This is a genomic window from Amphritea balenae (assembly GCF_003858655.1).
In the GTDB taxonomy this organism is placed as follows: Bacteria; Pseudomonadota; Gammaproteobacteria; order Pseudomonadales; family Balneatricaceae; genus Amphritea; species Amphritea balenae.
In genome coordinates this window covers 126,336-141,958 of sequence record NZ_RQXV01000004.1, presented here as the reverse complement: position 1 = coordinate 141,958, position 15,623 = coordinate 126,336, and the positions used below count along the sequence as shown (strand labels likewise).

The window sequence follows — 15,623 nt, the reverse complement described above, 5'->3', positions numbered from 1 at the left end:
ATTTTGCTGTACTTAGTCAGCGCATTACCATCATTACCCAGAATGGTACCGACAACAAAAGTATTGCCGAACAGAGATATATCCTGATCGAACGTCTCAATTAAGGTGTCGTTACCGCTGGAATCGAGGAAGTAATCAACGCCGGTACCGCCGGTCAGGGCATCATTACCTTCACCGCCATCAATGACATCACTAAAGTCAGAACCAATAATTTTATCGTTACCGATATCACCTTTAAGATGCAATGCAATCAAATTATCGTCGACGCTGCTGGCAATAATCTGATCATTACCCTGTTGGCCAAGAATGGTCAGATTGTCATCGGTGAAGGTCGCTGTATTACCAAGGATAGTTGGGTCATTCAGGTCGCGCTGAGCATTCAAAATGGTGTAGCTCATCACGCTGGTAGAAACATCATCGGAAAAGTTATCCGGCGTATCATTATCATCGAAAACAGAGCGCTCCACCTCAACCATGCCGTAGTTAGTCGTCAGACTAAATACATCATCGTCAGCGCTATGATCACCATACACACTGGACTCGCCGAATAGCGAAGTTGCCTGTCCACCGTGGATAAATACGGAGTCTTTCCGGTTATCGTTACCACCCACCAGTGCAACTGCACTGGTCTCTGCACCGGCAAAGCCGGTCGCAGCATAGCCACTGCTACCACTATTAACTGCCCGGGCTAATCCGTTTGCCACCGCCTCACGTGTCAGGCCGTCGGAGGCATTAGTCGTATAGGTATATTCTGTTCCATCAACATTAAGTTTCCAGATCTCGCCCGCCGCTACGGCTAAGGTATCGTCCTGATCCTGAACCGGGACTCCTATCTTGGTTGACAGCCCGTTATTCTGGAAGATAGTGACAATTTGCGCATTGGTTGGTGTCGTCAGAGTTACGACAGGCGCAGTATCATCATTTTCACCGGCCGGGAAAGATGAACGGGTCACTTCAACATAGGCTGAAGTATCTAAAACAGGCCGTGTAGTTGAAGACAATCCCAGATCAACGGTCATCGACTGGACAGGATTTGACAGGTCTCCCCGCAGATCACCAATATAAACGCTGTCGGCACCATCACCGGTATCGATGGCAAAGTTTTCAATGGACGTCGAGATCAGTGTATCAGTGCTCACGCCATCATTGAGGGTGGTTTTTACACCCTTATCAGCTTGCGAAACAGTCCGTGTGATTGCGCCAGGCGTTGGCGCCCCACCGATATAAGTAAACTGTTGCGGGGTATTATCAGTTAGTGTGGTAGCGACTTTAACGGTATCGTCTGTAGCTGCAGAAATAACACCGAACTCGTCCCGGCTATAAGAGGTAATAGCAACGCTATCGGCACCGCCGCCACCGCTGACAAAAATATCAGCCCCATCGCCCCGCTGCCAATTGAAGGTGTCATTACCTTCTTCACCCAGAAGAACATCGGCCCCCTCTCCACCGGAAATTATATCCCCGTGTAATATGGTGATATCGTTATCCGCATCATCCTTGGTAACTTCGGGTGTATTCGATTCATTACCACCAAAAATAAAGTCATCGCCGGTACCACCCTGAATGCGGTCATCACCGGTACCGCCTAAGATCCAGTCGGAACCCGCATTACCCAGCACGGTATCGTCGCCTGCGCCAGCATCGATATAGTCATTATCAGTCTGACCTGATTCAAGCTTGTTTTTACCGCCGACAATAGTATCTGCACCGGTACCACCAAGGATGTAATCATCGCCCAGGCCGCCATCGATCTTGTCATCTTCAGTACCGCCATCGATGTAATCATCACCTCCAAAACCGGCAATACCATCTTTACCACTACCGCCTTCCAGGACATCATTACCGCTACCGCCAACCAGAACATCATCGCCAGCATCACCATAGAGTTTGGCAACACCGCTACCATTCACCCGTAGGGCGTCATTACCTTTACCACCATGTAGCTCGACATCTGCAGTAATGCTGTCATCGATAACAACAACATCGACACCGTCGCCGCCACTACCACTGATCTTAGTGATGTTATTAATACGGTAATCTTCATCACCTTCATGACCGGCGGCATAGTCATAGAAATTTTGTCGGAAGCCGTTAAATTTAACGACGGTAGCAGCACGTTTAACAGTAGTGCCGTCAGCATGCTTTAGTGCATTACCGAAATTGACAGAGTTGGCATCGAGGTTGTACTGAACCACGTCTTCTCGGGTAACTTCATAAACAGTATCAATATTCTGACCGTCATGATCAGGCCAGTCACTGGCCTGAGCCGGATCGGTAAAGTCAGGATGATTACCGAAACGCTTCGACGCCTGGCTACCCATATTAAGTACCAGATGGCCACTGTCAGCCGGATCAATATGGGCCGGAATCGGAGGCGTTTTAGGCGCGCAATGGTGATCAAAGCTGGCCAGAACTACATCAAAGAAAGTCCATTCGTTTTCATAAATGGTGATCTCAAACAGGCCCGCATCCAAACCTACCCAGATAGAAGCAAATAAGCGCGCGGACAGCTCTCCATGAGTATCGATCAGACACAGCGGCCCGTAATTAGTAATTCGCTCGGTGAGCTCACCGAAGGTAACCTTGCCATCTTTATAGGTATCTTTGTTAGGAATACCACCAATAGTAAATTCTGATTCAGCAAAATCGAACTCAATCTCGGCACTGACCGCACCGTTGATCAGCACCTCAACAAGACCAGCGATACCGACGCCCACCCCGGCACCCAGATCCATCCGCAGCCATGCTTCCGGATTGTCTCCAATTTCATAAACCACATCGCTATTGGTCGGCAGATTGGTACTGTCATAGACGTGGTCAGACAGGAACAAACCTTCCAGAATCTTGGTCGGATCGCCAAAATCACCGGCAGGAATATCAGTAGTGTCAATATACTGCCTTAAACCTGAAGTATCGAAGCCAAAGGCCAGATCAAAACCGAAGTCGATACCCCCGAAGAAGCGACCGATAAGTGGTCCGCCCAACTGGAAAGTTCTATCGATATCGAACTGTAGGCCTACCGATGGCAAGGTATAGAGAAACAGATCAACATCTTTACCCATCAACAGGTTAAATACTGAGCTCGGTTTAGTAAGAATAGGAAATTCTAGTTTGCCTTTGGTTTTGCTGACATTACTCTTAAGGAAGTCTTTGGTACTCTGGTCCGGAGCATTCTTGCCCGACTTATCCAACTCTTTCTCATGATCAAAAGCAGCATCATCTGCAGGATCTGCAGCGACTGTGCTGCCATCAGCACCGAAACCAACCTGATAATCACCAAAGTAGATACGCCCTGCAGCTGCCGACGGGATACTGTTTATTGTCGTAATTAATTCTGCAATAGCATCAACTACGACTATGATTTTCTGCACCGCAGTGACCCGGGGATCAATAGGCGGCAGTGGCAGAATAAATTCCTGTGCCAGGCTCATCAGCGTAGTGGGGCCAAACAGATCCGACAATACAGGAATTTCGGTGTATAACAGGTCAACAATAGGTTGCAACGGGCCGGTTACTTTCTGAATGTTTGCCAGCGTAGGACCGATAAAGTCGGTGACAAAACTACCAAGGTCAAGATAGATCCCTTCCAGCAGGACATCCGGCGGAGTATAGCCAAACCCGGTATCAGTGCTGTATTCCAGATCGGTATAAAGATGTATATCGCTGCCCAGCTCAAAGAAATTAACCCCGGTAAAACCTAAGTCTGCCCGCAGGTCGACATCAACAGAACCTTTTAACGCCGCAACGAATATGTCTGAAATAGCAGTTACATTGCTAATTTCTTTCAGGGTTAGCCGGTCATCACTGGCACTGGTACCGGTATCTTTGATATCAAAAGTAAAGGTACCGTAGGCACCACTCGGCCGTTCGCTGACTTCATAATCATCCAGGCCAATATGATAATCATCTATCTCAGCAAGCTGCGCTTCAAGGAAGCCTAAGGTCGCTCCCATAGTGGCATCCCGGTCAAGCACTGCAGAAAGCGCCAGCTCAAACTCTTCTCCACCAGCCGTAACTCCGGCAGTATCGAAGTAGAACACATCGGCGATATCAGGCTGAGCCTGAAAACCAAAGCCAAAACCAAACAGATAATCCAGTTGCAGCTGAATATCTGCATCGACCTGCAGTCCCAGTCCGGGCAGGGCCTGATCAAAGTTCAGGGGTACTGCTTTGTTGAAAATATTGCCCGCTAAAATCACATTGAACTGAATATGTTCGGAATCAGCGACCAGCATAATTTCATCGGGGCTGGCCACATCGCGATAAACCTGGCGACCAGTCAGATCAATCTTCGGCGAACCATCGTCGTTATAATCAGCGATTTTCAGTAAACCAACACCATCTGGGTTGGAGGCACTCTGAGGCCCCAGAATACTGAACAGGGCTTCACGGATAATATCAAGCGTGGTTTTCTTTGAGATTTCAGCGACATCAGTGGCGCCGGTAAGATCACTACTTACCGTTAACTTCTGATAACCCGCACCAATCACGATATCGAAAATACCCGGGGTTGAAACTTCAACCGTCACCGCTGAGAGTAGAGAACCATCGGTCTTTTTAGGATCGCTGAAGGCCCGCAGGGCACCCTGAATAGCCAGGGCAGTTGCTACATCGTCAGCGCCCAGGCTGATGATACCGGTATCCTGATCACCCAGTTGCAAACTAATCGATCCGCCGGTGGCTCCGTTCAGGTTAAGTTCCTGCACCCCAACCTTAAGCAGCTTGCCGATTCCACTGGTATAAATACCACTACCATCAGCCTCACTATTCAGGCCCACTACCAGATCACGCAGATCATCGCCGGTTGTATAATCGCCATCATCGATGAAGTTTGCCGCGTCTTTAAGCTCGTCACCCAGGGCTGGAATAATCAAACCGGCAAACTGACTGTCTAATGCATCTTTAAATGCATCAAACATACTATTAAGTCCGCCAACAATAGCCGATGGATCGTTCAGCATGGCAAACAGGTCAAAAGCCGGCAGCAGGTTAGGAATAACATATTCGTAAATAAAGTCGCCGTTCTGATCGATGCTGGCCTGAAGCTGCAACACATTATCGGCAAGGCCATCATTATTCAGATCGGCAGTCGAACCACCCATCGGCAGGTTTTCTGACGGGAAGAACAAACTAATATCGAGATCAGCTTCACCCTGCGCGGTAAATGATACGGCATTCTTTATATTGGTCAGGCCGGTACCCAGCGTAGCAACATAGCGGTTCACGCCATCGCCATCACTGTCTTCGCTATCATCGGCCATGCCAATACGCATATCCAGACCAACATTGGCAGAACCATCTTTGCCAAAGAAACCAAGTTCGCCCAGTTCTGGAATATTCAGTGCCGCAACAAACTCAAGATCAGTACCGGTGATATCTACGCCGGCACTGAATCCTGTGGCATCATCAACAAAGAATTTAGGATCTGCAACATTGGTCAGGTCGAAGCCAAAACCCATATGAAGATCCATATAGGCTAAGGCATCCAGATTCACTTCGGCTTCAAGCGTCAGCGGCAGTTCGGTCAGCCCCAGGCCTGTCAGGTCAAGTGGGAAATCGGCCAGATCAAGCGCCAGTGGCACCTGTTTATCAACCTGAAAACCAAGGTCAAGATCGAATAGGAAGCTGGAATCCTGATAACGAAGATCGACTATTTCAGTACCGCCCAGATCAATTCCAATACTGGTCATCAAGCTGGTCAGCGCGGTATTAATCTCTGTTTCTACCTGCTGTAAGTTAGTTGCTGCCGCAATCGCGGTCTGAATAGCATCTTTAAATCCGGTCAGGAAGTCACCGGTAGCGTCTCCGCCCAGCACATCAACCAGACTTACACCCACAGCAGGCAGCTCTTTGAAAAGCAAGCCCTGTTCATCGACTGATGCGGTTGACGGGTCATCTATCGCTTCGCCCACCAGCGTATCTAACAGCTGGTTAACCGCGGCTAACAACATATCCAGTGATAAGCCGTTAAAGGCTAACAGGTTGGTAAAATTGGCATCCGTAGGGATCAGAATCTGAGCACGATCGTAGAGCAGATCCATCGCAGTATCTGAGCCTGACAGTATTGCATCGCCCGTATCAGGCAAAAGCGAACTATCCGCAGTAAATACAATACTGGCATCCGAAAGCCCCGCTAAGCCGGCACTCAACTGCAGCGGCAGATTAACCTGGTAATCATTATCCGCAGCCAATACCGGACTATCAATTCCCAGTGAAGCCAGGGTTGGCGCAGCTGCTAAATCAGCCTTGGAAAGTCGGGCATCAACACCCAGGCCTACTGATGCATTCAGGGCGACGACACCATCATCGACCTGCAGTCCTAACGGACCAAGATTCAAACCGGCCAGATCGACAGTATTACGGACAATACCATCAACGGTATCGTCCTGCAGATCTTCAACCATCACGATAGCAGTAGTATTAGCTATCTCATCCCAGGCACCCACGCTGTCAACAGTATAATTACCGTTATTATTGGTCGAACCACTAATATTAAGTACATCATCAACACTTAATTCAGACTGATCTCCGGCTAAAGTTAATGTGCGGGTCGCTGTATCAACTGCAGTAATATCTATTGCATCTTCACCAATCTGGATTTTCGCTTCCAGACCCGGATTCAATACATAAAACTCGCCGTTATCATCTACACCAAATTCAAATACCAGTTCGAGATCACCCCTGACCCTTGTGGTATCGGTATCAGTAACCGGCATACTTAACTGGAAAGCCTCCAGCAAAGTATCTACAAAGCCTGCCGCATCACTCAATGCAGGATCGGTAATATCAAAAAAGGTGCTGGCGGTCGGTAAACCTAATCCATTGAGGTCGATTGCAGCCTCTATATCAAAAGTATCCAGATTCACCCGGCCGGTGAACTGTTTCAGACTAGCTGAACCAGAAACATCTATACCCTCTACTGTATCCAGCAGGCCTCCGGCAGTAGCTGCATCACCTGCGGTGTCAAAATAACCTGCAGCATCAGTCAGTAACGAACTCACTGCACTGGTAATAGCCGCACCGTTAACGCCAGAAAACAGAGTACTGAGGTTATCAGCACTCAGTGCACCGGACACTGCATTGGTAAGATCAACTAAAGGCAGTCCCTCATCCGGGAACAGCTGACCAGTATAGCCACCAAATGCACCAGCCCATGTAGCAAAAGCATCCAGCCCTTCCAGAAGGGCCAGCGCTTCACCTGAATAATCAGAGGCATTGGCAAGCAAAGAAGTACTGCCTGATACCGGACCTACATTAAGATCAGCAATGCTGGGATCGATACGCATACCGGCAACAATAGAGTCGCTCATCAGCAGGTATTCACCCTCTGCGCTACTGCCATGACCCAGGTTAGCAACATGGCCCAGCTCGTGCATCAAGACACTTAACAAGTCGATACGGTTGGCAGCCGGGCTATCTGCTTGTGCAAAGCGAGCGCCCTCCAGAACGGTCTGAAACTCTTCATCTGTCCCGGCAGTTGCATCTACAAACCACCCCAGCCCCGCAGCATTAACATCCAGCTGAATGACATCACCAACCGTCTGACCAATAACATTGTCTGGCAGGTCAGTGATCGTCAGAGTGACACCACTCAGTTCTTCAGTCAGGTTTGCATCCATCGACAACACAGACCAACGCTGCACAGCCTCCTCTAGCAAAGCATCTAAGCCGGCAGCAGTCAGCGTTTGCGCAAAATCATCGGCCCCGGCTACAGCGGCATCAGCTTCAAGGAAAACACCAAAATTAAAGCCTAATGCTGCCGTTAATCCTGTAACCCACGCCGGATCAGGAATCTCAATCTTCGCATTACTGTTAAATCCATATGCAATAACTGACTTAGTGACAGTGTTTCCACCATCGGTAAACAGGAATGCATATCCTCCGGGAATAAGTACTGTATGATCCGGATTCGCATCAAACAGCAGTGTATCTGCGCCACCTTTACTGAACACAGTGTTATGACCTGCCCAGTCTCCGGTAAAGGTGAAAGTATTAACATTGGCATCGCCAATCAATGTATCGTTGCCTTTACCACCTTGCAGGTTCTGAATATTAGTCAGAGTACTGGCACCAGTGGCAGGTGCAGTCGGCAGCTTCACAAGGCCAACCGAAGTGTTGTCACTGGTGATACCACTCTTGAGGGTAATACCAGTGGCATTGGTGTTGGTTGTCAGTACAGGTAGAGCGGTCAGCGCAGAATCAAACGCAATATTCCAGGCTAAACCAGGTGTTGCGGTGGTAACTAGTACCTGACCTGCATTAATACCGGTAACCTTTTCCAGCGCTGTCTTAATATCCTGGGCACTCGCATCAAAAGCCAGCAGCTCAGTCGTTTCTTCGGTCCCGCCAATATCAACGTTAAGGCTGAAAACACCTGCCTCAGCATCAACTGTCAATGTTCCTGCGGGTTTCAGTATCGCAGCAGTGACAGCCGGAGCTGGCCCATCCAGATGGGTAATGGTTATAACCTCGGTAACGCCAACGGTTTCAACAGCAGCCGTGTAGCCCGTCACAGCATTTAACTGCGACGTAAATGCAGTTGCCAGTTCAGCCAGAGTGGTACCCGTTACAGCTGGGTACTGAGTGCCGTCGAGAGTAATTTTCCACTGTTCACCGGCAGCCGGAACACCACTCAGGGTCAGATTAGTACTGGCCGCACTGGCGTGAGCTAACATTGCAGAATCAGCATCGGCCAGGCCAGTTAAAACAAGCGTAGCACCACTCAGTTTTGTAACGACAATCGCCGTATCCACCAAAGCAGCAGTATATCCAGTTAAACCATTCACCTGATCGACTAGTTCAGTCAGAACATCTTCCACCGATTCAAGACCGGTGCCTGGATCAGTGATAACCGTATGGGTCAGGGTTGTCGCATCAACAGTGATGGACCAGTCAGTTGCATCTACAGGTGTGAAGTTAAAATCGACTACCGCAGTAGCCCCGGAAGCCACTACTGCTGTAGAACTGTCACTTGCAGTTATTGATGTAAAATCTGCCGTTCCGGCTGTCGACGTTGTTCCGGCGGAAGCGAGATACGCTTTACCGGTGGTAAGATCCAGCACCCAGGAATCAGTCGCACTCTTAACTGTAACGTTGTTGGTAGCTTTAGTGTCTGTACCGTTCCACGAAGTACCGGTGACTATAAGATCACCAAGGGCTGCACCGGTGGCAGTATCTGTACCACCGGCGCTGAGATCAAATGTAGCACCAAACTTACTGCCAATCAGGGTATCGTTGCCAATACTGCCAACAACTTCAGTCACACCATAAACAGCATTATTCTCAAAAGGATCAGCACCAAAGGTCAGTCCACCAAAACGATTTCCCTCGACCCCGCTGGCCTTACCAAATACCAGATTGATACCCGGCAGGCTACCAAAAAAGCCCAGGTCAACTGTAGGTACTAACACCTGATTAACACCAGCAGCAAGATCAACTACTGCAGGATCAACGTACTGGGAATAATCCAGCACTGCACTACCGCCATCACCCAGATTGATAGTTCCGCGCAGATCAGCACCCTGCTTAAAGACGAAAGTATTTACACCTTTACCGCCAATAAGGTTCTCTATATCGTTGGCATACACTTTACCCAGCAAGACACTTTCAGCCTCAGCCAGAAACTCAGGCAGGAAGCCCGAGCCCGGAGGGTTTGTCAGCTCGACAGTAATCAGATTCGAAGCCAGACCGACCGCACCATCCAATTCAACCTTATCGATGGTAAAAGTCAGGTCAGCCGTTACCAGGGAAAAATCAAGGGTATCGAAAAATTCTGGCACCGCAGTTCCGGCAATCGTCAGATCAGGAATTTCCGCAACAACCGTGGTTCCCCAGAAGCCTTTAAATTCGTAGGTATCAGCCCCACTCAATCCAGACAATACATGAAACCCTGGCGCCATCGTCGGCGCTAAAGCATTACCAAGCGCTTGCAAAGGTCCCGGTAGTAACCGGGTTATCACATTACCATCAACACTGAAGGTATTTGCACCAAAGTTGAGTTTGCCAAGCTCATCGGATTTGTCGTTAAATAAGGAAGTAATCGAACTCAGGCTACCGCTTTTAACAGCATTTATCAGCGCTGCAGCTGTATCTGTTGCAATACCACCCAGCACACCGGTACCGGTGATAAAGTCTAAACCTGAGCCATATGTAACATTAGCAATATTCTGCAAACTGCCATTAAAACCTTTGGCACTAATGCCCGAGGTGCCTACAGATAAGCTCTTGGCATAAGGGTCCCCAACAGAGTCACCCAACATTACACCGGTCGCCGTTAAGAAACCGGTATCGGAAAAGTCGAGTGTATTCTGGACAGTGACAGGAGGTAAACCTACGCCAAGAGAGCCTACCGCACCTGCCAGATTATCCAGAGTAAGTATCTCTGTTGGGTTACGCAGCCCGGTGCCACCAACAATATCACCATTAAATACAGTGCCAGCTTTAGTAACAAAGGTATTGGCCTCGCGCCCGCCATACACCGTCGTATTAACGTCGACATCGGAGAATTTAATCTTATTAAAATTTCCAAAAACGCCATCAAATAGTTTGCCCAGGCGACCGATGTTTTTTCCTAAGAAGTCAGGAATACCCAGACTTGCATCCCGACTGACCGTCAGGGTGTTATGTACCACACCATCGGCATCAACTTCGCGATCAAACTCGAATGTAAGTGCTTCTTTAACTGCCCGGAAGTCCAGTTCCAGATTAAACGATTCGGTATAAGTCGGCGTAACCAGGCTACTTAATGTAAACAGCGTCGACGTCGTTAGCGTTTTGCCATCTTTATCAAGGAATTCCACATAGGCATTGTTTAACAGGTCCGCACTGCCACTAAACAGTGCTGTTTCATCACCTTTGACACTCAGAGTGTCATTACTGTTATCGACGCCTCTGATATCCAGTTTATCGCTGCTAACAAACACAGCACCATCAGCTTTGCTGCTGGTAATCGTGGTTTTAATTCCCGCGCCAACCGTAGTATCCAGAGTGATCAGGGTGATATCGCTATCGCTCAAATACTCAGCACTGGCAACCTGGTACTTACCGTCATTAGATGTTGAGCCCTCTACTTCAATCAGGGTACCAGCGGAATAACGTAGCGACTGATCACCAGATACCTGGAAGGTGCGAACACCATTATCTTTCAGGCCACCCAGGGTTTTCCCGGTATCAACCTTAGTTATCGCATCGGCCTGAGCTAATGAGCCAACAACAATAGTATTTGCTACTGATTCCAGTACTGTTATCTGCGTTTTTCCTCCAACGAGCTCGACATTGCCGATGGTGTAAACACCATCCTTGCCAGTACTGTCTGTAACAGCTAATTTCGCACCCTGCTGGAATTTAGAAAGCTGATCACCATTGAGGCTGAAAACATCACCGCCGCGATCAACTTTAACAACCTCAACGCTACGGGATAATTGACCTGTAGCATCGGCCTTAGTGATTGACTGCTGAACATCGATAGTGGTTTTCCCGCCACTGTATGAAGCACCCGTAATAGTATAAGTGCCATTATTACTGATACCGTCAAAGCCAAACGATTTAGTAGCACCACTAACGGTAATACTCTTACCTACAGCGAAAAATGCTGTCTGATCAGTGCCCGTATCAATAACAAATGCGTCGTTACCCCGGTCAACACTTTTAACGGCCAACGCACTCCCTGGTATAACAACCGAGCCTTTGGCAGCCACGGTCAGATCCTTAATCGACTCACCACTACCCAGAGTTAATTCTGTATTACCGCCAACCAGTGTTGCGCTTTGTAGCTGGTAGGTTGTGTCATTCTTGCCATCAGTAGAGCCGGCAATAGCAAAAGAAGTCACTCCACTAAACGCAGCAGTATGATCACCACTCAGGGTCAGGCTTGCACCACCAGCAGCATAGGCTGAAACACCCGCAATACTCTTCGACAGCTTACCGCCGACAGCCTCTACCGATATCGCCTCACTGACAACTATCGCTGTACGCTGAACTGTTGCGCCACTGGCCGGATCGGTTATATCCGCAGCATAGGAACGGACTACGGTATACAAACCGTTATTTGTAAAACCCGGAATGGGGATATACGAGCCGGAATCACTGACACCAATCTTATCACCAGTCGAAAAAGCCGCTACCTGATCACCGGCAACGTAAAAAGTATCTTCGCCCTGCTCAACACCACTTATATCAAAATCCCATTGAATAGATTGTGGCTGAAAGCCACTGTCTATCGCCTGGTTTACGGTAACGATGGTAACATCGCGTTCCGCATAAGCCGCCGCTGCACTGGTATCAATTTCCAGAACAGTATTCAGATTCAATACCGCAGTGACAAAATCGGGCTCATTGATGGAGAGATGACTAACCCCGGAATCATTACCGAAAACAAATGTATTATCAGCGTTTGCCGCAACAATCTTCTCAATATGCTGCAGGTTGGAGTCTTTAACTGAAACAAGATTAGAAGAACCGCTAAAATCAGTTGTCAGCGTACCCGTTGAAGGCAATACCGGTGTTCCTGTGGTGGCTCCTGATCCATCGTAAGTTACAAAGGTCGAGCCTCCCAACAGATCTATTTCAACTGTTGGTATATCGGTACCAGACTCTAAGTTGTTACCGGATAACACATGGGTTATTTTTTCAGTGACTTCAGAGAAGTCGAGCGTATCAGTACCACTGTTCTTAGCTTCAACAACAGTGTCTTTGCCCCAGCCATTGGTAAATTTATAAATATCATCGCCAGTTCCACCGCTGAGGGTATCGCCAATACTACCGTTATCCGAGCCGCCACTGAGGACATCGTTACCCGCTCCCCCCTGAAGCTTATCATCGCCCTCATCACCGAATAACTTATCCGCGCCGGCACCACCGATCAGAGTATCGTTCTGCAGTCCTCCATGCAGTTCATCGCTGCCAGTTCCGCCATCGAGGGTATCATCGCCCCGTCCACCGGTAAGGATATCCTGTCCACTGCCACCGGAGATATTATCCCGCGCGTTGCCACCCTCAAGCAGATCATTACCATCATTACCGGCCAGAGTATCACCGGTCTGACTCGCACCAACATCGCCGGCTTCCAGCCAGTCATTACCAGCCCCTCCCTCAAGCGTATCGCTACGGCCATCGGAACCGGTCATAAATTTGACTTGTGAACCACCAATAACCAGATTGATTTTCTCAAACCCGCCAGCATTGGCTCTACCCAGGGAATCTAGGCCATAAATACCAGGGGCACTAAAGTTCTCCAGGTTGACCAGAACCAGCTTTTCCGTGACATCGGTATAATCGGAGTAATCCAGAGTATTATTTTTACCGACAGCCTGCCCCGCAGCACCGGCAATGATACGGCCGGCAACCGCCCCATCTTTACCAAATTTATAGGTATTGTCGCCCAGACCACCCTTTATCTCGGTAACGTTTTCAGCCCAGAGCACCAACTGATTAACATGACCGTCGGCATTTATATCAGAAACAGTAAGCTGACCCGACGCATCAATTTCAAATATCAGATCGGCGGTAACTGCAGAAAAATCCAGAGTAACAGCGGCAACTTCAGCGATAGCCTTGATCGCACCGGTTGCTGTAACACCATGTATACCCAGGGTGCGCTTGTCGCCACTTCCTTGCAGCCCTTTAGCCCAGTCATCGGCAAATGTCAGTGAATATGTTTTTTCGAAGTCACCCAGGATGACACGTTCAATGTATTTAGCGCCATCGCCGCCGGCATCTCTGATTGTATTTGCTGCTGAGGCATCAATTAAAATACCACCGCCAGAAATAGCACTATCCTTAATGCTGATACTGATATCAGAATTAATCGCCTGCAGGTCCAGCGCATCATTACCTGCCTGAGCCGTTTCCGTTACTTTGTCGGCGCCCCAGTTAGCATCAAAAATATAAACATCATCGCCGGCTCCACCTTTCAAAGTGTCATTGTCTGCCCCACCTGCCAATGTATCATTACCAGCGCCACCGTCTATTACGTCAGCGCCACCGTTACCTTTAAGGGTATCTTTGCCCGCACTACCGGTAAGTTCATTCGCTGCACTATCCGCATTAACCGTATCACCGCGAGTACCGCCTATAACATGAGTTATATGATTGATACCGTTAGTTAATCCGCTATTGATGTTACTGGCCTTGCCGGTACCTGCGGTAAGATCCACATTCACCACCCCAGCGTAGGCGCTAAAACCACTCGGCGCGGTAACACCGGCAGGGACAGCGTAAGCCAGTGTATTAACGCCACCACCTGCATCCAGCGGACCCGCTAATCTAGCGCCTTTCTCAAACACAAAAAGATCATTACCGGAGCCTGCAGTAATATTTTCAATATTATGGGCTGTCAGGACTTTACTGGCGCCTTTATAAACTAAGATATCCCCACTACTACGGATAAAGTAAGTAAGCGCAGTAGCACTGGTTGAGTTCAGGGTATTACTTTGATTTCTCTTACCCCAAACCTCAGTAACACTAGTATTGGAACCATTCAATTCTGAATTGTCAGCGCTGGCTCCCGCGACAGTTACCGTAGCTGAACTACTGCCAGCACTGGTAATAGTAAAGGTAGCGGCAGATCCGGCATCAGCTTCCAGATTAATTGTTGGTGCCAGCACATCCTGCATTGCGCTACTGACAAATACACTGGCCTCTACCTGACCAACGCGTTGCTCCAGGTCCCAGTCAGCATTAGTACCATTACCGGTATCATCATCGGATGCAGCCACATCAGCACCGGTCAGTGCAGCCAGCTGCTCGATAAACTCAATACCAACCGTGCCTTCAGCCACATTGCAGCCATACAATAACAGGTCGCCATCATCTGCCAGGGCTTCACCCCAGCGCTTTAATTGCTGCTGATTCTGGCGCAACTGCTGACTATTGATTTTTGAGCTACCCAGGAACAGGGCACCGGCGGAACCATGGCTTAGCAGATGCACTGCGGCTACATTGTCGAAATAATCAAGAATTGAACTGATCTGTTCAACGCCGTTCTGCTCAGTGTCCAGCACAAAGACTTTAACGTCCCGATCTGCATTAAAACCAAGCTGCTCTTCAATAGACAGACCGATCAGCTGTGCTGAAATATCATCCTGCTCCGCAGTGTCTAAGGCGGGGGCGGCCTCCACAACAGGAACAGAATTATTCGCAACTGCAGCTTCAACTAACTGCTGAACATCAGTTTCAGCGCTTTTAAGTAGTTCGTTAACCACTGATTTCAGCTGGGGGACGCCGGCATCAAGGATAATTACTGAAGAGGCTTGCATCTTTTGCATCAGATACACAGCTTCAGGGGAAAGCGCTATATCTTCTGCCGCTTCAGTTTTAGCGGAATCGGCTTTTTGAAGCTCTTCGGGAGCCGCAGCACTTTCTGTACCAGCAGCCAAGCCTTCAGCTAATCGTGTCAGCGAGTCATCAACGGCGATCGTCTGAGGCTCAAACTCACCCGCACCGATGGCTTCCAGCTGCTGCTCCGATTCAATTACATCGGTATGCTCCGGTTGCTGAAGATCACTGGCGGTAATACCTAAATCAGCAGATAACAGGACTCTGTTTTCCAGCGCTTCCAACTGCAGATTCTGTTTTTTCTTAGCCGCCTTACGCAGCTTATTTCCCTTACCGAACAACTTGCTCAT

Annotated in this window: 1 protein-coding gene (only partly in view); it reads right to left on the bottom strand. The window is 48.7% G+C overall.

Translation table 11 applies throughout. The features are described 5' to 3' along the window. Positions 1-15,623, bottom strand: partial view of a DUF4347 domain-containing protein gene (locus tag EHS89_RS08925; protein WP_124925806.1) — the start only. 22,066 nt of this gene lie to the left of the window's left edge; only the first 15,623 of its 37,689 coding nucleotides appear in the window; the start codon lies at positions 15,621-15,623; its stop codon lies beyond the left edge, outside the window.